At 64.9% G+C, this 24,640-nt stretch carries 24 protein-coding genes; 15 read left to right on the forward strand and 9 right to left on the reverse strand.

The window, feature by feature from the left end; genetic code table 11:
- Positions 1-95 precede the first annotated feature (95 nt).
- Positions 96-419, reverse strand: coding sequence for a hypothetical protein (locus M2267_RS12280; protein ID WP_429114774.1), 324 nt, complete (start codon positions 417-419; stop codon positions 96-98).
- Between the two features lie 205 nt (positions 420-624).
- Here M2267_RS12280 and M2267_RS12285 point away from each other — a divergent pair, with 205 nt between their 5' ends.
- The 11 genes from M2267_RS12285 (at position 625) to mnhG (ending at position 13,642) form a co-directional block, all read left to right on the forward strand.
- Positions 625-1,578: a nucleoside hydrolase gene (locus M2267_RS12285; protein ID WP_402325633.1), complete on the forward strand. Its 954-nt coding sequence runs from the start codon at positions 625-627 to the stop codon at positions 1,576-1,578.
- Positions 1,579-1,666: 88 nt separating this feature from the next.
- Positions 1,667-2,677: a ligase-associated DNA damage response exonuclease gene (locus M2267_RS12290; RefSeq protein WP_429114775.1), complete on the forward strand. Its 1,011-nt coding sequence runs from the start codon at positions 1,667-1,669 to the stop codon at positions 2,675-2,677.
- A gap of 3 nt (positions 2,678-2,680) precedes the next feature.
- Positions 2,681-4,300 (forward strand): cisplatin damage response ATP-dependent DNA ligase, encoded by a 1,620-nt coding sequence (locus tag M2267_RS12295; RefSeq protein WP_429114776.1) that lies wholly within the window; start codon positions 2,681-2,683, stop codon positions 4,298-4,300.
- Positions 4,301-4,363: 63 nt separating this feature from the next.
- The gene (locus tag M2267_RS12300; protein ID WP_043618506.1) at positions 4,364-4,549 is read left to right on the forward strand and encodes a DUF3008 family protein; all 186 of its coding nucleotides are present in this window, start codon (positions 4,364-4,366) and stop codon (positions 4,547-4,549) included.
- A 132-nt stretch (positions 4,550-4,681) separates the two neighbouring features.
- Positions 4,682-7,321 (forward strand): bifunctional diguanylate cyclase/phosphodiesterase, encoded by a 2,640-nt coding sequence (locus tag M2267_RS12305; protein ID WP_429114816.1) that lies wholly within the window; start codon positions 4,682-4,684, stop codon positions 7,319-7,321.
- A 284-nt stretch (positions 7,322-7,605) separates the two neighbouring features.
- Positions 7,606-10,551: a monovalent cation/H+ antiporter subunit A gene (locus tag M2267_RS12310; RefSeq protein ID WP_429114777.1), complete on the forward strand. Its 2,946-nt coding sequence runs from the start codon at positions 7,606-7,608 to the stop codon at positions 10,549-10,551.
- Positions 10,551-10,898: a Na+/H+ antiporter subunit C gene (locus tag M2267_RS12315; RefSeq protein ID WP_034787081.1), complete on the forward strand. Its 348-nt coding sequence runs from the start codon at positions 10,551-10,553 to the stop codon at positions 10,896-10,898. Before M2267_RS12310 ends, M2267_RS12315 begins: the two co-directional genes overlap by 1 nt.
- Positions 10,891-12,507 carry a monovalent cation/H+ antiporter subunit D gene (locus tag M2267_RS12320; RefSeq protein ID WP_429114778.1) on the forward strand — a complete coding sequence of 539 codons (1,617 nt, stop codon included), beginning with the start codon at positions 10,891-10,893 and terminating at the stop codon, positions 12,505-12,507. The genes M2267_RS12315 and M2267_RS12320 overlap by 8 nt, the downstream gene beginning before the upstream one ends.
- Positions 12,508-12,510: 3 nt before the next feature.
- On the forward strand, positions 12,511-12,996 hold the full coding sequence (locus M2267_RS12325; RefSeq protein ID WP_043618515.1) for a Na+/H+ antiporter subunit E: 486 nt from the start codon (positions 12,511-12,513) through the stop codon (positions 12,994-12,996).
- Positions 12,993-13,274: a K+/H+ antiporter subunit F gene (locus M2267_RS12330; protein ID WP_034787089.1), complete on the forward strand. Its 282-nt coding sequence runs from the start codon at positions 12,993-12,995 to the stop codon at positions 13,272-13,274. The genes M2267_RS12325 and M2267_RS12330 overlap by 4 nt, the downstream gene beginning before the upstream one ends.
- On the forward strand, positions 13,271-13,642 hold the full coding sequence (mnhG, locus tag M2267_RS12335; protein WP_043618517.1) for a monovalent cation/H(+) antiporter subunit G: 372 nt from the start codon (positions 13,271-13,273) through the stop codon (positions 13,640-13,642). Before M2267_RS12330 ends, mnhG begins: the two co-directional genes overlap by 4 nt.
- A 53-nt stretch (positions 13,643-13,695) precedes the next feature.
- On the opposite strand, the gene cobM is transcribed toward mnhG, so the two are convergent.
- Both cobM and cbiE read right to left on the reverse strand, forming a co-directional pair.
- Complete coding sequence (cobM, locus tag M2267_RS12340; RefSeq protein WP_429114779.1) at positions 13,696-14,457, reverse strand: precorrin-4 C(11)-methyltransferase; 762 nt, start codon at positions 14,455-14,457, stop codon at positions 13,696-13,698.
- 62 nt (positions 14,458-14,519) lie between these two features.
- Positions 14,520-15,761 carry a precorrin-6y C5,15-methyltransferase (decarboxylating) subunit CbiE gene (gene cbiE, locus M2267_RS12345; RefSeq protein ID WP_429114780.1) on the reverse strand — a complete coding sequence of 414 codons (1,242 nt, stop codon included), beginning with the start codon at positions 15,759-15,761 and terminating at the stop codon, positions 14,520-14,522.
- Here cbiE and M2267_RS12350 point away from each other — a divergent pair.
- A complete protein-coding gene (locus tag M2267_RS12350; RefSeq protein ID WP_429114781.1) occupies positions 15,730-16,515 on the forward strand; it encodes a cobalt-precorrin-6A reductase in 786 nt (261 codons plus the stop codon). The two genes, cbiE and M2267_RS12350, sit on opposite strands and share 32 nt — an antisense overlap.
- On the opposite strand, the gene M2267_RS12355 is transcribed toward M2267_RS12350, so the two are convergent.
- The 6 genes from M2267_RS12355 to ung all read right to left on the reverse strand — a co-directional run bounded on the left by M2267_RS12355 (position 16,494) and on the right by ung (position 21,674).
- Positions 16,494-17,258, reverse strand: a complete 765-nt coding sequence (locus tag M2267_RS12355) for a precorrin-3B C(17)-methyltransferase (RefSeq protein WP_043618525.1) — start codon at positions 17,256-17,258, stop codon at positions 16,494-16,496. The two genes, M2267_RS12350 and M2267_RS12355, sit on opposite strands and share 22 nt — an antisense overlap.
- Entirely contained in the window at positions 17,255-17,992 is a 738-nt protein-coding gene (locus M2267_RS12360; RefSeq protein WP_043618528.1) for a precorrin-2 C(20)-methyltransferase, read from the reverse strand. Before M2267_RS12360 ends, M2267_RS12355 begins: the two co-directional genes overlap by 4 nt.
- Positions 17,989-18,621 carry a precorrin-8X methylmutase gene (locus tag M2267_RS12365; RefSeq protein WP_192450839.1) on the reverse strand — a complete coding sequence of 211 codons (633 nt, stop codon included), beginning with the start codon at positions 18,619-18,621 and terminating at the stop codon, positions 17,989-17,991. The genes M2267_RS12360 and M2267_RS12365 overlap by 4 nt, the downstream gene beginning before the upstream one ends.
- A gap of 2 nt (positions 18,622-18,623) precedes the next feature.
- Positions 18,624-19,991, reverse strand: a complete 1,368-nt coding sequence (gene cobG / locus M2267_RS12370) for a precorrin-3B synthase (protein ID WP_429114817.1) — start codon at positions 19,989-19,991, stop codon at positions 18,624-18,626.
- 110 nt (positions 19,992-20,101) lie between these two features.
- Positions 20,102-20,872 (reverse strand): precorrin-6A synthase (deacetylating), encoded by a 771-nt coding sequence (gene cobF / locus M2267_RS12375; RefSeq protein ID WP_429114782.1) that lies wholly within the window; start codon positions 20,870-20,872, stop codon positions 20,102-20,104.
- A 97-nt stretch (positions 20,873-20,969) separates the two neighbouring features.
- A complete protein-coding gene (gene ung / locus M2267_RS12380) occupies positions 20,970-21,674 on the reverse strand; it encodes a uracil-DNA glycosylase (protein WP_429114783.1) in 705 nt (234 codons plus the stop codon).
- A gap of 235 nt (positions 21,675-21,909) precedes the next feature.
- Here ung and modA point away from each other — a divergent pair, with 235 nt between their 5' ends.
- The 3 genes from modA to modC all read left to right on the forward strand — a co-directional run bounded on the left by modA (position 21,910) and on the right by modC (position 24,640).
- The gene (gene modA, locus M2267_RS12385) at positions 21,910-22,701 is read left to right on the forward strand and encodes a molybdate ABC transporter substrate-binding protein (RefSeq protein WP_402325650.1); all 792 of its coding nucleotides are present in this window, start codon (positions 21,910-21,912) and stop codon (positions 22,699-22,701) included.
- Between the two features lie 167 nt (positions 22,702-22,868).
- Complete coding sequence (gene modB, locus M2267_RS12390) at positions 22,869-23,570, forward strand: molybdate ABC transporter permease subunit (protein ID WP_043618540.1); 702 nt, start codon at positions 22,869-22,871, stop codon at positions 23,568-23,570.
- Positions 23,567-24,640, forward strand: a complete 1,074-nt coding sequence (gene modC, locus M2267_RS12395) for a molybdenum ABC transporter ATP-binding protein (protein ID WP_429114784.1) — start codon at positions 23,567-23,569, stop codon at positions 24,638-24,640. Before modB ends, modC begins: the two co-directional genes overlap by 4 nt.

Here is a 24,640-nt window from a genome sequence, read left to right on the forward strand (position 1 = left end):
CTGCCGGCAACCCGCAGGAGACCGGCGGCAGGGGATCAACAAAAAAGGGAGGCGGGCGATTGCGCGCCCGTCTCCCTCTCAAAGCTCTACGTCGATCAGTCCACGGCGATATCGATGCGGTCACGGCACTCGCGGTAAGGCGAAAAATGCGCCTTGCCCGAGGCGTCGACCCATCGGCGGTTTTCGACGCAATAGGCACCCGACTTCGTCAGGATGACCTTGGGGCGCCGCCGGTTGTAGCTGTCGTTGGAATGGGTGAAGGAACCGATGCCGGCATACCAGTCGCTGCTGTCGGAAGAACCGTTGCCGCCCCCACCGCCGCCACGGCTTTTGCCGCCGACGCTTTGGGCAAAGGCGGGAGCGGCAAACGACGTTGCCGCGGTGACGACGATCATGGAAACAAGAACCAGCCTATGCATGACATTACCTCCCGGTTGACTGGATGAGCCGTTCCCATCCACACGCGGAGCTTGCCATGCTCACCCGGTTGGCGATGTTCCCATGGAAACCGGCCAGGGCGCGGCCGCCCGCCCGCCAAAGCCTCCGGGAGGGTGATTGACATTCGTGGCCATCTTGCCTCCATTGCGAGCCGTCAAACACAAGAACAAGAAAAGAAGAACGAGAATGCATAAAGTTATCTTTGATACGGATCCGGGCATCGACGATGCAATGGCGCTGCTCTTCCTGCACCGTCACCCGGCCATCGACCTGATCGGCATCACCACCGTTTTCGGCAATGCCTCGGTCGAAACCACGACGCGCAACGCGCTGTTCCTGAAGCGTGAGTGGGGCATCGGCGCGCCCGTGGCCAAGGGCCTCGACAAGACCTTCAATCCCGACCGTCCGCATGTCGGCTGGCCGACCTTCATCCACGGTGACGACGGCCTCGGCAATATCGACGTGCCCGAGACGATCGACCTGCCGGTCGACCCGCGCCCTGCGCACCGCTTCATCATCGACACCGTTCGCGCCCATCCCGGCGAAGTGACGCTGATCGCCGTCGGCCGCATGACCAACCTGGCGCTGGCGCTGCGCGAGGATCCCGAGTTCGCAGCGCTCGTGCGCGAAGTCGTCATCATGGGCGGCGCTTTCGACGTCAACGGCAACATCACGCCGGCTGCCGAAGCCAACATCCACGGCGACCCGGAAGCCGCCGACGTTGTCATGACGGCGCCCTGGCCGGTCACCGTCGTCGGTCTCGACGTCACCACCCAGACCGTGATGACCAAGGCGATGATCGCCGATGTCGCCGAACGCGGCGGCGACGCCGGCAAGCTGCTCGCCGACATCTCGAAGTTCTACGTCACCTTCTACGAGCAGCACGTGCCCGATGGCATGGTCGTGCACGACAGCTGCGCCTGCGCCTATGTCGTGGCGCCCGACCTGTTCACCGTCAGAAGCGGCGCCATCCGCGTCGTCTGCGGCGGCATTGCCGATGGCCAGACGATCCAGAGCCCCGACACCAGGCTGTTCCCGCCGAGCCCCTGGGACGATCTGCCGAGCCAGAAGGCCTGCATCGACATCGATGCCGCCCGCACGCTGAAGCTGATCATCGACACGCTGGTTCTGCCGGGTTGAAGCTGAACGAGGCGCAGCAAATGTTGCGCCTCGAAAAACTTGAACAACACGGCTGGCGAATGTGCATTCGCCGGCTATCTTTCAGTCCATGAAACCGGACGCCCTGCTCTACCCCGCCCCCAAAGGCCTCTATTGCCCGATCGGTGACTTCTACATCGACCCGGTTCAACCGGTCGAAAGGGCTCTGATCACCCATGGTCATTCCGACCATGCCCGCTCCGGCCACGGCCAGGTGCTCGCCACCCGCGAAACCCTCGACATCATGCGCATCCGCTACGGCGAGGACTTCTGCGGAACGAGCCAGCCGGTCGCCCTTGGCGAAACGCTCTCCGTCGACGGCGTCGAGGTGAGCTTCCACCCGGCCGGCCACGTGCTCGGCTCGGCACAGATTTCGGTCCGCGCGAACGGCACCCGCATCGTCGTCTCGGGCGACTACAAGCGACGGCGGGACCCGACCTGCGCCGGCTTCGAGCCGGTTTCCTGCGACGTCTTCATCACCGAGGCGACCTTCGGCCTTCCGGTCTTCCATCATCCCGATGACCGAGCAGAGACACGCAAGCTTTTGACATCGCTCGCGCAATTCCCCGAGCGCACCCACGTGGTCGGCGCCTATGCGCTCGGCAAGGCGCAGCGGGTGATCGCGCTGCTGCGCGAAGAGGGGTATCACCAGCCGATCTTCATCCATGGCGCCCTGCAACGGCTGTGCGACTACTATCAGAGCCAGGGCATCGACCTCGGCGACCTGCGCCCGGCAACGCTTGCAGCCGACGACAAGCAGGATTTCAGGGGCACGATCGTTGTCGGCCCGCCCGCCGCCTTCGCCGATCGCTGGTCGCGGCGCTTTGCCGACCCGATCGCCAGCTTCGCTTCCGGCTGGATGCTGATCCGGCAACGGGCGAAACAGCGCGGCGTCGAGCTGCCCTTGATCATCTCCGACCATTGCGATTGGGCCGAACTGACAGCGACGATCACCGAGATCGCACCGGCCGAGGTCTGGGTCACGCACGGGCGGGAGGAGGCACTGGTGCGCTGGTGCGAGCTCAAGGGCATCGCCGCCCGTCCGCTGCATCTCGTCGGCTACGACGACGAGGGAGAGTGACGGATGCGAGCCTTCGCCGAACTGCTCGACCGTCTCGTCCTCAGCCCGCAGCGCAACGCCAAGATCCGCCTGCTTGTCGATTACTTCCGCACCGCGCCGGACCCCGATCGCGGCTATGCGCTTGCCGCGATCGCCGGCACGCTGTCGCTCAACACGGTCAAGCCGGCAATGATCCGCGACCTCCTGCTCGAACGCATGGACGCGGTGCTCTTCCAGTATTCCTACGATTATGTCGGCGACCTCGCCGAAACGGTTTCGCTCGTCTGGGAGCCGCCTGCCGGCACCGTGGAGGCGGACATTCCGCTTGGCGAGGCCATCGAGCGCCTGCAAAGGACCGGACGCGCCGATGTGCGCGGCGTCGTTCGCGACATGCTCGACCGATTGGATACCTCGGCGCGCTTCGCCTTCCTAAAACTTGTGACGGGCGGCCTTCGCATCGGCGTATCGGCGAAGCTCGCCAAGCAGGCGCTCGCGGACATGGGCGGCAAGGACGTCGCCGAGATTGAGACCCTCTGGCACGGCCTGTCGCCGCCTTACCTGCCGCTCTTCCGCTGGCTTTCGGGAGAGGCGGAAAAGCCCGCGCTTTCGACGCCGGCGGTCTTCCATTCGGTCATGCTCGCCAATCCCGTCGGCGACGGCGATCTCGACGGGCTCGACCCCAAGGATTTTGCCGCCGAATGGAAGTGGGACGGCATTCGCGTTCAGCTTGCCAACGTCGGCGGCGTGCGCCGGCTCTATTCCCGCAGCGGCGACGAGATTTCCGGCGCCTTTCCCGATGTACTTGAAGCCGCCGACTTTACCGGAGTGATCGACGGCGAACTGCTGGTCGGCGGCACCGCGCGCACCAATCGTGCCACGCGCACCTTCGCCGACCTGCAGCAACGGCTGAACCGCAAGACGGTCAGCCACAAGCTCATCGAGACCTACCCCGCTTTCGTCCGCGCCTATGACATTCTCTTCTCAGGCGAGGAGGACGTTCGCCCGCTGGACTTCGCCGCAAGGAGAGCAATGCTCGCCGGCCTCGTCGAGCGCGCCTCGCCGCAGCATTTCGACCTCTCGCCGCTGGTGCCCTTCTCGTCCTGGGAAGAACTCGACCGGCTGCGCGCCGATCCGCCGGATCCCGTCATCGAAGGCATCATGCTGAAACGGCTGGATTCGCCCTATACGCCGGGCCGCGCCAAAGGCCCGTGGTTCAAGTGGAAGCGCGCGCCCTTCAATATCGACGCGGTGCTGATGTATGCCCAGCGCGGCCACGGCAAGCGCTCGAGCTATTACTCCGACTACACCTTCGGCGTCTGGACCGACATCGAGGGCAAGGAAACGCTGGTGCCCGTCGGCAAGGCCTATTTCGGCTTCACCGATGCGGAACTCGAAATCCTCGACCGCTTCGTCCGGGACAACACGACCGAACGCTTCGGCCCGGTGCGGGCCGTGAGGGCGGAACCCGATTTCGGTTTCGTCGTCGAGGTCGCCTTCGAGGGCATCAACCGCTCGAGCCGGCACAAGTCGGGCGTCGCCATGCGCTTCCCGCGCATCGCACGCCTGAGACAGGACAAGCTGCCGCGTGACGCCGACCGGCTGGAGACGCTGCAGGCGATGATCGAAGCGCGGGAGAATACCTAGCTTCGCGGAACATCCGGCGCTGCCTCGCGTTGGCCAGGGCAACCAACCGAAAGGCGATGTGCCATGCCAGCCAAATCGAAAGCCCAGCAGCGTGCAGCCGGCGCTGCCCTTGCCGCCAAGCGCGGCGACGTCAAGAAATCCAGCCTCAAAGGCGCGTCGCGCGAAATGGAAAAATCCATGAGCGAAGGTGAACTCGAAGAGCTTGCAGAAACCAAGCACAAGAAGCTGCCCGAGCGCAAAGGTGACTGAGACGCGAAGGAATAAAAGCGGAACCTAAAACAAGGTTTATTAAGACCCTTTTGGGATTATCCGGCTCAAGACATAGCCATTCGCGTGCCGCCGGGGTGTTTCGTGCCTGCCAGACATGCTTTCAACCTCGGAATGAAGAGGCTCTCCAGGGTTTTGACGCCGAGCTATCTTCCGGCGATCATCGCCGCCTTCGTGGTTCTGGTCGCCGGCATCCTTGCGGACAACCAGAACCAGGTGGTCGACGAGGCGCGCCAGCGCGCCCGCGTCGCCGAGGAACTCAACCCCATCCGCTCCAAGCTCGAGGCCAACGTCAATGGCAACATCCAGCTCGTTCGCGGGCTGATCGGCACGCTGGTCACCGAGCCGGCGATGGACCAGCAGCGTTTCGCCGCTCTGGCGCGCAGTGTCTTCACCGAGCGCTCGCAATTGCGCAGCATCGCCGCTGCGCCCAATCTGATCGTCTCGCTCGTCTATCCGCTCGAACAAAATCGCCGCGCACTCGGCCTCGACTATCGCAAGAACGAGGCGCAGCGCGCCGCCGTCATGCGCGTAAAGGACACCGGCCAGATGGTACTTGCCGGGCCTGTCGATCTCGTCCAGGGCGGCAAGGGCCTGATCGGCCGCTTCCCCGTGTCGATCGATGCGGGCGGCGGCAGCAACCGCTTCTGGGGCATCGTCTCGGCCATCATCGACGTGGACCGGCTCTATCGCGACAGCGGCCTTTCTTCCGACGAACTCGGCATCGACGTCGCTATTGCCGGTCGGGACGGCACGGGCGCGCAGGGTCCGGTCTTTTACGGCGACGCGAACATTTTCCGCGATGCACCGGTCGAAATGACCGTGCTTCTGCCCGGTGGCTCCTGGCATATCGCCGCCGTTCCGAAGGGCGGCTGGCCGACGACGGCTGGCAATGCCTGGCTCATTCGCGGCCTCATCGTCATCGGCGGCCTGATGATCATCCTGCCGATGGTGTTGACCGGGCGCCTCCTGACCGAGCGGCAAGGCAACATTCGTGCCCTCAGGCACAGCAAGGCGCAGCTCCAGGAGCTCTCCCATCGGCTGAAGATCGCGCTCGACTCCTCCCAGATCGGCATCTGGGAACTCGACGTCGCCAGCAGGAAGCTGCTCTGGGACGATCGGACCAAGGAGCTCTATGGACGGACGGCATCGTTGCGCCAGGCCTATGACGACTGGAAAGACACGCTGCACCCTGATGATCTCGACCGCGCCGAACGGGAATTTGCCGAGGCGCTGGAATCCGGGCTCGCCTACAACTCCGATTTCCGCGTCCGCCTGCCCGACGGCGGCACGCGCCACATCCGGGCCAACGGTTCCTTCTATATCGGCGCCGACGGCCACCGGAAGATCGTCGGGGTCAACTGGGACGTGACCGCCGACTTCGAGACCCGCGAAACGCTTTTCGAAGCCAAACGCACGGCCGAGGCGCACAGCGTCGAGCTCGAAGCGGCGCGTCATCGCATGGAGTTCAACGCGCTGCACGATCCGCTGACCGGCCTGCCGAACCGCCGCTTCCTCGACCAGGTCCTGGCTGAGCGCGACCGGCATTTCGCGCGCGAGGCGAAGCTCAGCATCTTCCACATGGATCTCGACCGGTTCAAGCAGATCAACGATACGCTCGGCCACGCGGCCGGCGACGAGATCCTCAGGCATGCAGCCGAACTGCTGCGTGGCAATGCCGACGAAAAGGACTTCGTCGCCCGCATTGGCGGCGACGAATTCGTCCTCGTCCGCCAGGACGGCGGCATGGAGCCGGACGCCCGGCTGGCGTCGCGCATCATCGAGGCGATGAGCGTGCCCGTCCGCTACAAGGACCAGGAGTGCCGCATCGGCGTCAGCATCGGCATCGCCGCCCAGAGCCAGGCGAACGAAGAGCTGTCGCACGTGCTCGTCAATGCCGACATCGCGCTCTATGAGGCCAAGCGCCGCGGCCGCAACCGGCACGAGATCTTCACCGGCGAACTGAAGACGGCAGTCTTCAAGACCAAACAGACCGCCGACGAGATCCTGCGCGGGCTCGAGCACAACGAGTTCATCGCGCATTTCCAGCCGCAGTTCTGTCCGCGCTCGCTGGATATCATCGGTGTCGAGGCGCTGGCGCGCTGGGATCATCCGACCAAGGGCCTGCTTGGTCCGCACACGTTCCTGAAGACGGCCGAAGACATCAACGTCGTGGCCTCGATCGACCAGGCGATCCTGGAGCAGGCGCTGTTCCAGATCTACCGCTGGGAAGCGAGCGGCATTCATATCCCCAAGGTCTCGGTCAATCTCTCCTATGCGCGGCTTCATGACGAAAATCTGATCGAGCGCCTAGAACAGTTGCAGATCCCGGCGGGCCGCCTGTCGTTCGAACTGTTGGAATCGATCTCCTTCGACGAGAGCGACATGACGGTTCTGTCGAACATCCGTCGGATCAAGGAACTCGGCATCGACATCGAGATCGACGATTTCGGCACCGGCTATGCATCCATCGTCAGCCTCTTGAAGCTGACGCCGCGGCGCTTGAAGATCGACCGCCAGCTCGTCCTGCCGATCCTGAAGTCGCCGGCCGAAAAACGCCTGGTCGAGTCCATCATCGATATCGGCACATCGCTCGGCATCGAGGTGATCGCCGAAGGCGTCGAGACCCTCGAACACGCAGCCATCCTGAAGGAACTCGGCTGCCACGGGCTGCAGGGTTATGCCTTCGCGCGGCCCATGAGCGCCAACGACCTTGCGACCTTCGCCTTCGAGCGCCGGTGGCTGGCAGCCTGAGATAGGCTTCGGCGCCTGTTAAAAACGCAGGTGCGTGCATTTTTCGCAGGCTTGAGGCTTGGCAGCCCTGCCGCGAATCGCCATAAAAACAATTGCCTGCCTCCGCTTCATGGGAATGGCGGCATCACCTGCGGCAGTCGCTGATGCGACCGCCCTTTCGGGCCTCTAGAGTGTCCCGCTTCAAGTGGAACCACTGAAAGCGGAAAAGATGCTCTAGAATCAAAATCCTGGTGCGTTTCCTGTGCATTCTTTCGGAAAGCACGGCGCTCGGGTGCCCGCTCTCCATGAACCCGAACGAAGGGAACGGTACGATCGAATACGCGGGAAAATTGCTTTCTGTCTTCATTCTCGCCCCATTTGCGGGAAGCCTCCTTGCAATCTTCTTTCCGCCCGATCAGCGCGGTGCGACGGCCTGGTTTGCAGGAGCGATCGCGCTCCTGTGTTTCCTCGTCGCCGCCGGTCTCTATCCCTTCGTCACCTCAGGCGGCGTCCTGCGCTACGACATCGCCTGGCTTCCGGAACTCGGCCTCAACTTCACGCTCCGGATGGACGGCTTCGCCTGGCTCTTCACGGTTCTGGTGACCGCGATCGGCGTGCTCGTGGTGCTTTACGCCCGCTACTACATGGCGGCGGAAGACCCTGTGCCGCGCTTCCTGTCGCTGTTCCTCGCCTTCATGGGCTCGATGCTCGGCGTCGTGCTTTCAGGCAATCTCATCCTGCTCGCCGTCTTCTGGGAACTGACGAGCATCGTCTCCTTCCTATTGATCGGCTACTGGCACCATAATGCGCACGCCCGCGACGGCGCACGCATGGCGCTGACGGTGACCGGCACCGGCGGCCTCTGCATGCTCGTCGGCCTGCTTCTGATGGGCCGCATCGTCGGCAGCTACGATCTCGACGTCGTGCTCGCCTCCGGCGACCTCATCCGCAACTCTCCGCTCTACATGCCGGTCTTGATCCTGGTGCTGCTCGGTGCGTTGACGAAGAGCGCGCAGTTCCCGTTCCATTTCTGGCTGCCGCACGCCATGTCGGCGCCGACGCCGGTCTCGGCCTATCTGCACTCGGCAACCATGGTGAAGGCCGGCGTCTTCCTGCTGGCGCGCCTCTGGCCGGTCATGGCCGGCACCGAGGCCTGGTTCTGGATCGTCGGCCTCGCCGGTCTTTCGACGCTGCTGCTCGGCGCCTATTTCGCCATCTTCCAGCAGGACCTCAAAGGCCTGCTCGCCTATTCCACCATCAGCCATCTCGGCCTGATCACTGTGCTCCTGAGCCTCGGCAGCCCATTGGCCGCGGTCGCCGCGGTGTTCCACATCGTCAACCACGCGACCTTCAAGGCGTCGCTGTTCATGGCGGCCGGCATCATCGACCACGAGACCGGAACGCGCGACATGCGCAAGCTCGGAGGGCTGATCAGGTACATGCCTGGAACGGCGGTGCTCGCCATGGTCGCGAGCGCGGCCATGGCCGGCGTGCCGCTCTTGAACGGCTTCATCTCCAAGGAAATGTTCTTCGCCGAAGCGATCGAAACGCACCAGGCCAACATTCTCGACACGATGACGCCCTATGTCGCGACGCTCGCCGGCATGTTCGCGGTCACCTATTCGCTGCGCTTCATCCACAGCGTCTTCTTCGGCAAGACGCCGGAGGACCTGCCGAAGGTGCCGCACGAGCCGCCGCGCTGGATGCGCGTGCCGATCGAGTTCCTGGTGCTTGCCTGCCTCGTCGTCGGCATCATCCCGGCGATCACCATCGGCCCATTCCTGCACACGGCGGTCGTCTCCATTCTCGGCGCCAACACGCCCTATTACAGCCTTTCCGTCTGGCACGGCTGGAACCTGCCGCTGATCATGAGCTTCGTGGCGCTTCTCGGCGGCATTGGCCTCTACTTCCTGATGCGCAACTACCTCGCGACCAGCGTCGAAGGGCCGCCGGTCTTCCGCCTGCTGCATGGCCAGCGCATCTTCGAGCGCGTGCTGGTAACGCTCTCCTGGAAATGGGCGCGCTTTCTCGAGCAACGCCTCGGCACGCGGCGGCTGCAGCCGCAGATGCGCTTCCTCGTCTTCATCGCGATCGCCGCCGGCGCGCTGCCACTGCTTCTCAATCATTTCGAGCTGCCGCCGCTTCTCGTGCGCAGCATCGATCCGGCCTTCGCCCTGCTCTGGGCGATCGGCATCGCCTGCGCCATCGGTGCGGCGATCCTGGCAAAGTTCCACCGGCTGGCAGCGCTCGTGCTGCTCGGCGGCGCCGGGCTCACCACCTGCCTGACCTTCGTCTGGCTTTCCGCGCCGGATCTGGCGGTAACCCAGCTTCTTGTCGAGATCGTCACCACGGTGCTGATCCTGCTCGGCTTGCGGTGGCTGCCGAAGCGCATCGAGGACACCGAGGAAACCGAACTGTTGTCGCTGAAGGTCCGCTTCCGGCGCCTGCGTGACTTCCTGCTGGCGGTCGTCGCCGGCGGCGGTGTGGCGCTGATCGCCTATACGATGATGACCCGGCCCATGCCCGACACGATCGCAAGCTACTTCCTCGAGCGCGCCTACAAGGAAGGCGGCGGCACCAATGTCGTCAACGTCATCCTCGTCGACTTCCGCGGCTTCGACACGCTTGGCGAGATCGCGGTGCTGGCGATCGTCGCGCTCACCGTCTTCGCCCTGCTGCTGCGCTTCCGCCCGCAGGCCGACAGCCTGGAGGCGCCGGAACAGCAGCGCGTCCAGAACGCCTTCGACGACGATCATCCAGACCGCAACAAGGGTGACAGCGTCGCCGAATACCTGTTCGTGCCGTCGGTGATCATGCGCTGGATGTTCCCGGTCATCGGCATGCTCGCAGCCTACCTGTTCCTGCGTGGCCATGACCTGCCCGGCGGCGGCTTTGCCGCCGGCATCGCCATGTCGATCGGCTTCATCCTGCAATACATGTCCGGCGGAACCCGCTGGGTCGAGGAACGGCTGCGCATTCACCCGCTGCGCTGGATGAGCATCGGCCTTCTGGTGGCGGCGGCAACCGGCATCGGTTCCTGGTTCTTCGGCTATCCGTTCCTGACGTCCCATGCGCAATATGTGACGCTGCCGATCATCGGCAAGTTCCCGCTGGCGAGCGCCCTGTTCTTCGATCTCGGCGTGTTCTCGCTGGTGCTCGGCGCAACCGTGCTGATCCTGATCGCGCTTGCCCACCAGTCGATCCGCGCGCCGCGTGCCCATGCGCGCGCCATGCGAAAGGAGGCACGCTGATGGAGATCATTCTGTCTGCTGCAATCGGCGTGCTGACGGCATCCGGCGTCTACCTGCTTTTGCGTCCGCGTACCTATCAGGTGATCATCGGCCTCTCGCTGCTCTCCTATGCCGTCAACCTCTTCATCTTCGGCATGGGGCGCCTTCGCGTGAACGCGCCACCGGTGCTGGAACCCGGTGGCGTCGGCGATCTCAGCCGTTTCACCGATCCGGTACCGCAGGCGCTCGTCCTGACGGCCATCGTCATCGGCTTTGCCATGACCGCGCTCTTCCTCGTCGTGCTGCTCGCCTCGCGCGGCTTCACCGGCACCGACCATGTCGACGGCAGGGAGCAGCGCCATGACTAACTGGATGCACCACCTGCTGATCCTGCCGATCCTGCTGCCGCTGATGGTCGGCGCCGCAATGATCCCGATCGACGAGCGCAACCGCTCGCTCAAGGGCGTGATGAGCTTCGTCTCGACGCTCGCGCTCTTCGTCCTCTCGATCGTGCTGATGCGGATCGCCTCGATGGACGGAGCGCCCGCGGGCAATGGCGTCTATCAGCTCGGCAACTGGCCCGCCCCCTTCGGCATCGTGCTCGTTCTCGACCGTCTGTCGGCGCTGATGCTGTGCCTGACGAGCGGCCTGGCGCTGGCCGCCCAGGCCTATTCGATCGCGCGCTGGCACACCGCCGGCCATCACTTCCATTCGCTGTTCCAGTTGCTGATCGCCGGCCTCAACGGCTCGTTCCTGACCGGCGACCTCTTCAACCTCTTCGTCTTCTTCGAGATCATGCTGGCGGCGTCCTACGGGCTGCTGCTGCACGGCTCCGGGCCGCTGCGCGTCAAGGCAGGCCTGCACTATGTCGCGATCAACCTTGCCGCGTCTTCGCTCTTCCTGATCGGCGTCAGCCTGATCTACGGCGCGACCGGCACGCTCAACATGGCCGATCTCTCGATGAAGCTGGCAACGCTCTCGCCGGAGGATCGCCAGATGGTCGAGGTCGGCGCCGGCGTGCTCGGTGTCGCCTTCCTGGTGAAGGCCGGCATGTGGCCCTTGAGCTTCTGGCTGCCGACGGCCTATTCGGCCGCGACGCCGCCGGTCGCCGCCGTCTTTGCGATCCTCACCAAGGTCGGCATCTATGTCATTCTCAGGCTTTCCCTGCTGGTCTTCGGTGCGAGCGCCGGCGCGTCTGCCGGTTTCGGCCAGCCAGTCCTGCTTGCAGGCGGCCTGCTGACGATCGCCTTTGGCGCCATCGGCGTGCTCGCGTCGCAGGCCATGGGGCGCCTCGCCGCCTACTCGGTGCTGGTCTCCTCCGGCACGCTGCTCGCCGCCATCGGCCTCGGCCATCCGAGCATGATCGCCGGTGCGCTCTTCTATCTTGTCAGCTCGACGCTGACGATCGGCGCTTTCTTCCTGCTGATCGAACTGGTCGAGCGCGGCCGTGACGCCGGCGCCGACGTTCTGGCGGTGACGATGGAAGCCTATGGCGACGCCGACGAGGACGAAGAGGAAGAAGAAGTCGGAGCCGCGATCCCCGGCACGATGGCAATCCTCGGCCTTTGCTTCTGCCTTTGCGCCCTCTTGCTTGCGGGCCTGCCGCCGCTCTCCGGCTTCGTCGCCAAGTTCGCCATCCTCGGTGGTCTCTTCGGCCTGTCGGGGGCGGAAGCCGCGCCGGCGATTTCCGCCGCCGACTGGACCTATGTCACGCTGCTGATCCTTTCCGGTCTCGCCGCGATGATCGCGATGAACCGCGTCGGCATCCGTACCTTCTGGGCCTCGATCGAAAACACCGTGCCACGCGTCGTCGTCATCGAGATCACCCCCGTCGTCGTGCTGCTCGCGGCCTGCATCTTCTTGAGCGTGCAGGCCGGGCCGGCCATGCGCTACATGCAGGCAACGGCGGATTCGCTGTTCGATCCCACGGGGTACACGGAACGGGTGCTCACGGCGCCCCGGGCGGGAGGGCAGTAGACGATGCGCACCTGGCTCCCCTATCCGCTTCTCTCCGTCGGGCTGCTCGTCATCTGGCTCCTGCTCAATCAGTCTGTCGCGCCCGGCACCTTCCTCATGGGGACGATACTGGCAACCGGTCTCGGCTGGGTGACGCTGAAGCTCGGCCTCATGCGATCGCATCCGCGCCGGATCCTGTTGATCGTGCGCTTCGGCTTTGCCGTCGCCCTCGATGTGATCCGCTCGAACATCGCGGTCATCGCCGTCATCCTGCGTGGCCAGCGCCGCCCACCGAACTCGGGCTTCCTGACCATCGATCTCGATCTGGAAGACGAAAACGCCCTGGCGCTGCTTGCCTGTGTCATGACCGCGACGCCGGGAACGGCCTGGCTCGAATACGATCGCGGCCGCAAGTCGCTGCTCTTCCACGTGCTCGACATGGAAAACGAGGACATCTGGCTCGATACGGTCAGGCGCTACGAGACCGCCCTGAAGGAGATATTCGGATGATGGAACTTTCAATCATCTGGTCGATCCTGATTGCCCAGATCATGCTCGGCCTGGCGATGGCCTTTGCCTTCTATCGCATGGTGCGAGGACCGCGCGCCCAGGACCGCATCCTCGGCCTCGACACGCTCTACATCAACGCCATGCTGATGCTCTTGACCTTCGGCATCCGCACGGCCAACTCGCTCTATTTCGAGTCCGCCCTGATCGTGGCTTTGATCGGCTTCGTCTCGTCGATCGCCTTCGGCAAGTTCCTGATGCGCGGGGAGATCATCGAATGAGCCATCTCACCGATCTTCCTGTCTGGGCAGCCGTGCTCGTCTGCGGGCTGACCGTTCTCGGCGCCGCGGTGGCGCTGATCGGCTCCGTCGGCCTGCTCCGGTTTACGAGCTTCTACGAGCGCCTGCACGCGCCGACGCTCGCGACCAGCGGCGGCGTGCTGATGATCTGCACCGCCTCGATCATCTGCTTTGCCGTGCTGCAGAGCCGCTGGGTGTTCCACGAGATCCTGATCATCGTCTTCGTCGTCGTTACCACGCCGGTGACGCTGATGCTGCTCGGTCAGGCGGCGCTCTACCGCGACCGCGTCGAGGAAAAGCGCGGCGTCCCGCTCAAGCAGCGACCGCCCCGCGAAGAACCGGCGGAATAGGTTTCAAAAGCCTCTCAGCGGGAAACTTAGGCCGACCCCCGAGGGAGTGCGGCCTATTCGCCGCGCCCTCTGAAGCGCCGCTGATAGGCGGGATCGTAGAGCGAGCTTTCGCGGAAATCGGAGGCTTCGAGCCCCGGACCGACGAAGATCAGCGCCGTGCGCTCGATCGGCTCTTCCGCCACCTTGGCGGCGATATCACCGAGCGTGCCGCGCACCACCCGTTCGTCCGGCCAGGAGGCCTTGACGACGATGGCGACCGGGCAGTCGGCGCCGTAGAGCGGCTTCAGTTCCTCGACGACCTGCCCGAGCGCATGGATGGCAAGGTGGATCGCCAGCGTCGATCCCGTCGCGCCGAAGGCGGCAAGCGTTTCGCTGTTCGGCATCGGTGAGGCGCGGCCGGAAACGCGGGTCAGCACCAGGCTCTGGGCCACCGCCGGAATGGTCAGTTCACGCCCAAGCGCTGCGGCAGCCGCCGCAAAAGAGGGAACGCCCGGCGTCATCGTATAGCCGATGCCGTGCTTTTCCAGCCGGCGGATCTGCTCGGCCACGGCACTCCAGACCGAGAGGTCGCCGGAATGCAGACGGGCCACGTCCAGACCATCAGCTTCGGCTCTGAGATACTCCGCCTCGATTTCGTCGAGCGACATTGGTGCCGTATCGATTATGCGCGCGCCCGGCGGGCAATATTGCAGCAGTTCCGGCGAGACGATCGAGCCGGCATAGAGGCAGACCGGGCAGCGCCCGATCAGATCGCGACCGCGCACCGTGATCAGGTCTGCAGCGCCCGGGCCGGCGCCGATGAAATGTACCGTCATTGGTTGCTCTTTCTTTTTCTTACGCAGTCCTGACGCAAGACCGCGTCATGCTTTTCTGGGCTTTAGCCCTTCGTCCAAGACCATTGGGTGACCGGCATGGCCGGCTTCCAGCCGGTCATTGCACCGATCGGTCCTGCCCGCGCGATATCGATGCGGATCAACGAACCGCCGAACCGCGCGTGATGTTCGAGCAGAACCGCCTCCATGTCCGTCGTCACCGCATTGGCAACCAGCCGTCCGCCTGACTTGAGCGCGTCGATCGCCGCTTCCATCACGCCGTCTTCGCTGCCACCGCCACCGATGAAGATCGCGTCCGGCTGCGGCAGGCCGGCAAGCGCCGCCGGCGCCTCGCCTTCGACCACGGTCAGCCCGGGCACGCCGAACATCGTTGCGTTGCGGCCGATACGCGCTGCCCGCTCCGGCTCCACCTCGATGGTGATCGCCTGCATGGTCGGGTCGGCCAGCATCCATTCGATACCGATCGACCCGGAGCCGCCGCCGATATCCCAGAGCAGTTCGCCCTTGCGCGGCGCAAGCGCCGAGAGCGTCAGCGCCCGCACCTCCCGCTTGGTGATCTGCCCGTCATGTTCGAACAGCGCGTCGTCGCGGCCAGCGGCAAGCGGCAGCACGCGCGCGCCCTCGTCGGCCGTCACTTCGATGGCGCAAACGTTCAAAGGATGCACGAGGCCGAGCATGAAGCGCGAGGCAATCTGCGTCGTCACCCGTTCGCCGGCGCCACCAAGCGCCTCCAGCACCGTCAGCCGCGACTGACCGAAGCCGCTTGAAACCAGCAGTTCGGCCAGGTCCCTCGGACCCGCACCGTCCGACGTCAGCGTCAACACCTTGGCGCCGGGATGCAGGTGCGGCCGCACCAGATCGAGCGGTCGGCCATGCACGGAAACGAGCGTCGCGTCCTGCAGCGCCCAGCCGAGGCGCGAGGCGGCAAGGCTGATCGACGAGGGTGCCGGAAGCGTGCGGATTTCGGCCGACGCGATCCGGCGCGCCAGCGTCACGCCGACGCCGAAGAAGAACGGGTCGCCCGAGGCGAGCACCACCACCGGGCTGCCGCGGCGCGCGACGATCTCGACGACCGAGCGCTCCAGCGGGCTTTGCCAATTGTGCGCTTCGCCGGTGATGAGGGAGGCCGCAAGTTCCAGATGGCGATGGCCGCCGTAGACAACCGGTGCCTCGGCGATCAGCCGCTTGGCCTCGTCGCCGAGACCCGCTACACCATCCTCACCGATACCGATGACGGTCAGCCAGGGGGAGACGATGGCGGGTTCGCTGTTCGACACGTCAGCCATGGAAAAACCTCGTATTCTGATTCTGGGTGGGACCACCGAGGCACGCGAGCTCGCACGCCGTCTGGCCGAAGATGCCCGCTTTGATACCGCTATCTCGCTCGCCGGCCGCACGGCCGACCCACGGCCGCAACCAGTCAAGACCCGCATCGGCGGCTTCGGCGGCGCCGAAGGACTGGCGCATTTCCTGCGCGACGAAAAGATCGCGCTGCTGGTCGATGCGACGCACCCCTTTGCCGCGCGCATTTCGCACAATGCCGCCGAGGCGGTGCAAGGAATTGGCGTGCCGCTGCTCGCCCTTCGCCGACCGGAATGGTTGCCCCTGCCCGGCGACCGCTGGACCCTGGTCGATAGCGTTGTCGAGGCGGTCAGTGCGCTTGGCGATCGAAGGCGCCGCGTCTTCCTTGCCATCGGCCGGCAGGAGGCGTTCCATTTCGAAGTCGCGCCTCAGCACAGCTACGTCATCCGCAGCGTCGATCCGGTCACGCCGCCGCTCGATCTTCCCGACCAGGAGGCGATTCTTGCAACCGGTCCTTTTAAGGAAGCCGACGAAGCCGAGCTGCTCAAGAGCCGGAAGATCGACGTCATCGTCGCCAAGAACAGCGGCGGCAGCGCCACCTACGGCAAGATCGCCGCAGCGCGCGGGCTCGGCATCGAGGTGATCATGGTCGAGCGGCGCAAGCCCGCGGACGTGCCGACGGTGGGCAATTGCGACGAGGCGCTCGACCGCATCGCTCACTGGCTCGCCCCTGCATAGAAGCGCGGCGTGTAGACGAGGTCCGGCTGGCCGTCGCGCTCGACGATGCGCGTTTCCGGCGAGCCGATGATGACGCACGTCGCCATGTCGGCGCGGTTGGCATCGGCCTCACCGAGCGGCATCACAGCGATCCGCTCGTCCGGCCGCCCGGCCGCGCGGCCGAAGATCACCGGAACCGTTGCCGGCAAGACGCCGCGCAGAAGCTCGAAGGCTTCGCCCAGTTGCCACGGCCGCGCCTTGCTGATCGGATTGTAGAGCGCAATGACGAAGCCCGCTTCCGCCGCCAGCCTGAGCCGCCTTGTGATGACTTCCCAGGGCTTCAGATTGTCGGAAAGCGAGATCGCGCAGAAATCATGGCCGAGCGGCGCCCCGATACGGGCGGCAACGGCAAGCATCGCTGTGACGCCGGGCGTGATTACCAGTTCGACCGACTTCCATTCCTCTGGGCCCTTGTCGATCGCCTCGCAAACGGCCGCCGCCATGGCAAAGACGCCGGGATCGCCACCGGAGACCATACAGACCTTCACGCCTGCCGCCGCCCGCGTCAGCGCGACCTGCGCCCGGTCGAGTTCCTCGCGGTTGTCGGAGGCGACGCGGACCTGATCAGGACGGAGGTTCAGCCGGTCGAGATAGGGAAAGTAACCGTAGAATTCCTGGGCGGCCGCCACGGCTTCCGCCGTTTCCGGCGTCATCTGCTTGGCGCTGCCCGGTCCGGTGCCGACGACATAGAGCGTGCCGGTCATGGCCGGTCCTTCCAGCCGGGAACGAGCACCAGCGAGAAATAGGGCGCATCGTCATCTGCCTTCTCGGCGAGCGCCGTCATCGCCGCGTTCTTCATCGTGCCGCGTTCGACATAGACGGCCTGAGCGAGGCGGCCGGAGGCGGCAAGCGCCCGGCGGATCTTCGGCAGGTTGCGCCCCACCTTCATGATCACGGCCGCTTCGGTATCCTTCAGCCTGCGGCCAAGCTCGGCTTCGGCCATGGTGCCCGGAAGCACGGAGAGCACGTCATCGCCCTGTACCAGCGGCAGGCCGGCAAGCGACCAGCAACCGGACATGGCGGTAATGCCGGGGATCACCTCGACCGGGAACCGGTTTGCGAGCCGCACATGCAGGTGCATGTAGGAGCCATAAAACAGCGGATCGCCTTCGCTGAGCACGGCGACCGTACGACCGGCGAGAAGATGTGCTGCCACGGCTTCGGCCGACGCATTGTAGAAATCGGTGATCTGGCTCTTGTAGGCGCCGTCGTCCTTGTCGATCTCGGTCGTCACCGGATAGTAGAGCGGCAGTTCCACGAGATCCGGCTTCAGCAGTCCCTCGACCACGGCGCGACCGTTGCCGCTGCGCCCGGCCTTGGCGAAATAGGCAAGCACATCGGCTTGCCCCAGCGCTTTGACCGCCTTGACCGTCAGAAGCTCCGGATCGCCGGGGCCGGTTCCAACGCCGATCAGGCGTCCCACACCTGCGCCGCTCACAGGCCCGGCCTCGCGAGGGAGTTGAGCGCCGCGGCCGTCATGGCGCTGCCACCGAGGCGGCCGCGCACGATGGCGAAGGGAACGCCGTAGGAATTCTCGGCGAGCGCATCCTTCGATTCCGCCGCACCGACGAAACCGACGGGCATGCCGAGGATCGCTGCCGGCTTCGGCGCGCCGTCTCGCAGCATTTCCAAGAGGAAGAACAGCGCCGTCGGTGCGTTGCCGATGGCGACCACCGACCCGGCCAGACGCTCGCTCCAGAGCTTCAGGGCTGCGGCGGAGCGCGTGTTGCCGATCTCGGCGGCGATCTCGGGCGTGCGCGGATCGCGCAGCGTGCAGATCACCTCGTTGCCGGCCGGAAGACGTGCGCGGGTCACACCATGCGCAACCATCTCGGCATCGCAGAGGATCGGCGCACCGGCCTTCAACGCCGTACGGGCGGAGCTTACGAAATCGGGAGAAAACACGAACTGCCTGGTCGCCTCGACGGAGCCGCAGGCATGCACCATGCGCACCGCCAGATCCGCTTCCTCTTCGGAGAAGCGCGAAAGATCGGCCTCGGCGCGAATGATGGCGAAGGAACGCTCGTAGATGGCGTTGCCATCGCGAATGTAATCATACTCAGGCATGTCTATCCCTGTTCGAACGCTGCCGAGACGCGTGCAGCTCCGAGCCGTGTAAGACAGGACTGCGCCGATTCGCCAGCGTCTTTGTTTTGCCGCACCAGCCGACCGAGCCGGGCAAGTGCGGATCCCATTCCATTCTCATCGGTGTAGGCGCTTGGCAAGCCATTGGCAGCCCCATTTACGACAAGCCCGTATCCTGATGGCGCACCGACCAGCGTCAGTTCGGACGGCTTCGGCCGGGCGCAGCCCTTGGCGCAACCGGAGAGATGCACGGTCAGCGACCCGTCGAGCAACTCCGGCGCCGCCTCGACGAGCCGCTCAGCCATGCCCTTGGTCTCCATCCGCGCCGACGCGCAGCCCTTGCTGCCGGCGCAGGTGGCGATCGCGTTGCGCGGGTCCTCTTCGGCTATGCGAAAACCGTGTGCCTTCGCCAGGCTCTGCGCCATCGCCGCCGCCTCGGGGCGAAGGCCGAGCACGAAGAAGGCGTGCCCCGGCGCAAGCCGGATGGCATCGGCACCAAGCGCCTGAACCTGATGGAGGTAGGATGCCAGCGCGGCAGCCTCCACTTGAGCAAAGGCCAGACCGAGACCAAGAACGGTGTCGGCGCTACCCAGCGCGTGAATGCCGGGTATGGCGGCCGAACGCGGAACGACCGGGCGTACGCTCGATGTCTCACAACGACAGAGCGCGCGGATGTCCGCCGGGTCCAGATCACGCCCGCGCGCCGTCGTGCCGAGGCTCGCCAGTTTCTCGAGAATGGTGACTAGGGCCGGGACGACCGCGTCGCCGGTAAACGTCCCGACGATCGATGCCTTCGCAGCCGTGCCGCCAAGCGACAGAACCCAGGCCGCGCTCCCGGCAGTCGAGACCGCCTGAAGGCGAATGTCCGCAACCACGGCGCCAAGATCGAAGCGGCCGCCACTATCGATGACGACGGATAGTTTGGGTGCAAGCTTCAACGGCACCTGGTGCGCGCGAAGCGCGTCACGAAGTTCAATGGCAATCGGCCGGGGATCGGCGATCTCGTCCGGGTCGATGCCGGCGAGAGGCGGCACCTCGATCGCGGGGCCCTCGGCTATCGTGATCTCCGCATCGCCGATCGCCTGCGCCAGCATCGGCACGGACGCCGCGCTCAGGCCGCGAAGCTGCAGGTTTCCCCGCGCCGTGATCTCGATGATGCCGTTGCCGAAGCGCTCGGCAGCAGTTGCAAGTGCAATGACCTTCGGCAGTGTCAGACTGTCGTCCGTCGGCCTCAGCCTGACAAGCAGGCCGTCGCCGGTCTGCATCGGCTCTGCCAAGGAAGGGCAGGCACCGCGGCGCATCGAAGCGACGGTACCGGCAACTCCGGTCGATGGAAGGGCGCAGCTGGTCATCAAATCCGTCATCACGTGAGGCTCTCCTCCCTGAAGAAACCTCTTAAGACGCTATAACACAGCCGCAAACCTTGAGTGAGATCAAACACGACGCGGATCGGTCCTAGCCGTCACTCGTCGAAGTCGGCGCCCTTGCGCAGGAGATAGATGTCCATGATCCATCCCATCTTCGCGCGTGCCGCCGCCCGGGTTTCAAGGATCCGGTCCTTCACCTCGGCCAAGCGGCCGGTAATGACGATCTCATCTGGCGTGCCGAGATAGGCGCCCCAGAAGATCTCAGCGTCCGGATCGTCGATCCGTTGGAACGCCTGTTCGCCATCGAGCATGACGACCGAGGTCTGGCTCTTCTGCGGAAAACTCTCGTGCAGCCGGCGCCCGGTGGTGATCTCCACCGGCTTGCCGACCAGGTTCAGCGGAATGCGGTGACTGGCGCAAAGCGCCTGCAGGCTGGTGATCCCGGGAATGACGTCGTAATCGAAGGCGACCTGCCCCCGCGCCTTGACCCGCTCGACGATGCGAATGGTGCTGTCATAGAGCATCGGGTCGCCCCAGACGAGAAACGCGCCGGTTCCCTCGTCGCCCAATTCCTTTGACAGAAGCCCTTCATAGATCGCGGCGATCTGGGCGTGCCAGTCGTCGACGCTGCCGTCGTAACTGACGCCCTCGGTGCGGCGCACAGGCACTGCGAACTCGACGGTGCGGCTGTCCTTGCGCGTGACGTAGCGGGCGCAGATGTCGCGACGCACGTCGGCAAGCTCGGTCTTCTTGGCGCCCTTGGTCGGAATGAAGAGCACGTCGGCGCGGTTGAGCGCATTGATCGCCTGCACGGTCATGTGTTCGGGATTGCCCGAGCCGATGCCGATGATCAGAATTTTGCGCATGCCCGCCTCCGCCATTTCGTTCCGGCGTCTTAGGCGGATCGCCGCCGCCAAGGCAAGACCTCAGGGCGACGACAAAGCCGTCATTCGCGCCACGCCGTCAGTTGATGTCCGCAGCCGGATTCTCAGGCAGCCGCCAGTCGATCGGATCGAAGCCCTTGCTTTCAAGAAAGGCGTTGGCCTGGGAAAAATGCCGGCAGCCGAGAAAGCCGGAATGCGCCGAAAGCGGCGACGGATGCGGCGCCCTCAAGACCAGATGGCGTGAGCGGTCGACGAAGGCCGCCTTCTTCTGCGCATAGGAGCCCCAGAGCATGAAGACGACGGGATGCTCGGCCTCGTTGACCGCGCGGATGATCGCATCCGTGAACTTTTCCCAGCCGCGTCCCTGGTGTGACGCCGCATTGCCGCGCTCCACCGTCAGCACGCTGTTCAAAAGCAGCACGCCCTGTTTCGCCCAGCTTTCGAGGAAACCATGCCGCGCCGGCGGAATGCCGAGATCGGTGTTCAGTTCCTTGTAGATGTTGACGAGCGACGGCGGCGTCCGAACGCCGGGGCGCACACTGAAGCAGAGCCCATGCGCCTGGCCATCGCCGTGATAGGGATCCTGGCCGAGGATGACGACACGGACCTTGTCGAGCGGCGTCAGGTCGAGCGCGCGAAAATACTCAGGTCCCCGAGGGAAAATCTGCCGGCCCTCGTTTTTCTGGACCACCAGGAACTGCTTGAGGTCAGCCATGTAACCGCTGGCGAATTCCGGTGCCAACGCTTCCTTCCAGCTTTCTTCAAGCTTCACTGCCGTTTCCATCGCACGTCCGCTCCATGTCAGAGGATCGAGGCCGCAATTTAGGCCGCTCGGACATCACCGCAAGCCCAATCGCGCCCGCCACGAGAATGCTGCACCGGTTTTGCCGGGCGGCCACAAGCTCACGGGTATTACGCTAGCCCTTTTGAGGAGCATTGTATTTCAACAGATACAACGGTAATCAGGAGGCGATATCGTTGTATCCTAAGAGATATCACGCATCGTTGGAGGGAAATCGATGATCAAGAGAAGAGACTGGCTGAAGGGCCTGGTGCTGACGCTCGGCCTCGCCTGGGTCGGCGCAAACGTTCTGCCGGCGTCCGCGCAGGCCGAAGAGAAGGTGACGGTCTTTGCGGCTGCGAGCCTGAAGAACGCGCTCGATGCGATCAATGCCGAGTGGCAGAAGGAAAGCGGCAAGGAAACGACCGTTTCCTACGCGGCAAGCTCCGCGCTTGCCAAGCAGGTGGAACAGGGCGCGCCCGCCGACGTCTTCATCTCTGCCGACCTCGCCTGGATGGACTATCTCACTGAAAAGAAGCTGATCAAGGACGACACCCGCGCAAACCTGCTTGGCAACCGTATCGTGCTCGTCTCCGGCAAAAAGGACGCTGGCCCGGTCGAGATCAAGCAGGGCTTCGATCTCGCTGGTATTCTCGGTGACGGTCGCCTGGCCATGGGTGCGGTCGATTCCGTTCCGGCCGGCAAGTACGGCAAGGCAGCACTCGAAAAGCTCGACGCCTGGAAGGCCGTAGAGCCGAAGGTCGCCGGCGCCGAAAGCGTGCGTGCCGCCCTCCTGCTCGTCTCGCGCGGGGAGGCACCCTACGGCATCGTCTACCAGACCGACGCCGCAGCAGACCCGGGCGTCAAGGTCGTCGGCACCTTCCCGGAAGACAGCCATCCGCCGATCATCTACCCGATCGCCATCACGGCCGAGAGCAAGAGCCCCGATGCCGCCGCCTATGTCGACTTCGTCAAGTCGGCCAAGGCTGCAGAACTCTTCGAAAAGCAGGGCTTCACGGTCCTGAAGTAACCGACCTGAAATCGCGTCGGATCTCGGCTGTCCAGAGGCAGGCGAAGCATCTATCGTGACACGTCGCCCGCGCCCAAACGCGGGCGACATTATCGTGTTTGAGAGGCAGCGGTGGCCTGAAGCGTACAGCTAAGTCTGACCGGCCTGGCATCGGGGAGCGACATCTGTTGGACTGGCTTGCAGTGAGCGAAGCGGAGTGGACGGCGATCCTCTTGAGCCTGCGCGTCGCAACCGTCGCGATGATCTGCAGCCTGCCTTTCGCCCTCGCTGTCGCCATGCTGCTTGCCCGCGGACGCTTCTGGGGCAAGACGCTGCTGAACGGCCTTGTCCATCTGCCGCTGATCCTGCCGCCCGTCGTCACCGGCTTCTTGCTGCTTCTGCTCTTCGGCCGCCGTGGCCCGCTCGGCGCCTTCTTCGCCGAGTATTTCGGCCTGGTCTTTTCCTTCCGTTGGACCGGCGCGGCGCTCGCCTGCGCCGTCATGGCCTTCCCGCTGATGGTGCGCAGCATCCGCCTGTCGATCGAGGCGGTCGACCGCAAGCTCGAGGACGCGGCCACGACACTCGGCGCGAGCCCGCTCTGGGTCTTTGCCACCATCACCCTGCCGCTGATCATCCCCGGCATCATCGCTGGCATGATCATCGCCTTTGCCAAGGCGATGGGCGAATTCGGTGCAACGATCACCTTCGTCTCCAACATTCCCGGCGAGACGCAGACGCTCTCGGCCGCGATCTATACCTTCACCCAGGTGCCGGGCGGCGACGCCGGCGCCATGCGGCTGACGATCATTTCCGTCATCATCTCCATGGCCGCGCTGATCTTCTCGGAACTTCTGGCGACCTTCGCCGCGCGCCGGGTGGCGGCCCAATGAGCCTCACCGTCGAAGCCCGCCACCAGCTCGGCAATTTCGCGCTCGATGCCGCCTTTACTTCGGATGGCGGCGTGACCGCATTGTTCGGCCGGTCCGGCTCGGGCAAGACCTCGCTGATCAACATCATCGCCGGGCTTCTGAAGCCGGAAAGCGGCCGCGTGCTGCTTGACGGCGACGTCATCGCCGACAGCGAGAACAGGATCTTCACGTCCGTCCATCGCCGCCGTTTCGGCTATGTCTTCCAGGAGGCGAGGCTCTTCCCGCACTTGAGCGTGCGCCGCAATCTCGCCTATGGCCGCTGGTTTGCGGGCAAAGGCGGCTCAGGCGGAGACTTTGCCCGCATCGTCGAGATGCTCGGCATCGGCCATCTGCTCGATCGCAGCCCGTCGGCCCTATCCGGTGGCGAGCGGCAGCGCGTGGCGATCGGCCGGGCCTTGCTTGCGGCACCGAGGCTGCTGCTGATGGACGAACCGCTCGCGGCCCTCGACGAGGCGCGCAAGGCCGAGATCCTGCCCTATCTCGAACGGCTGCGCGATGATGCCGGCATCCCAATCGTCTATGTCAGCCACTCCGTCAGCGAAGTCTCCCGGCTGGCACGGCGAGTCGTGGTACTCGAAAACGGCCGGGTGACCGCGTCCGGTGCAGCGGCCGAAGTGTTGAGCGCACCCGCCGCCACGCTTGCCACCGGCCGGCGCGAGGCCGGCGTCCTCTTGGAGGGCGAGGTCGAGGGAACCGATCCGGCCCACGAGCTGACGACGGTGCGCGTCGGACGGGAACGGCTGCGCATCGCCGGTGTCAGCGCCACGCCGGGAGGCAGGCTCCGCCTGCACATCGCCGCCCGCGACGTCATGCTGGCGACGTCGAGACCAGTGGAGATCAGCGCGCTCAATGTGCTCGAAGGACGCATTCTGACGCTGACATCGGAGGACGATGGCAGCGTCGATGTCCGGGTGACTTGCGGCGATGCGACCATTGCCGCCCGCATCACCCGCTTTTCGCGGGACGTGCTGCAGCTTGTTCCCGGCAAGACCGTCTATGCCGTCATCAAGTCGGTGGCAATCGATCACTAG

Origin of the sequence: Ensifer sp. KUDG1 (assembly GCF_050434285.1) — a bacterium.
Lineage (GTDB): Bacteria > Pseudomonadota > Alphaproteobacteria > Rhizobiales > Rhizobiaceae > Ensifer.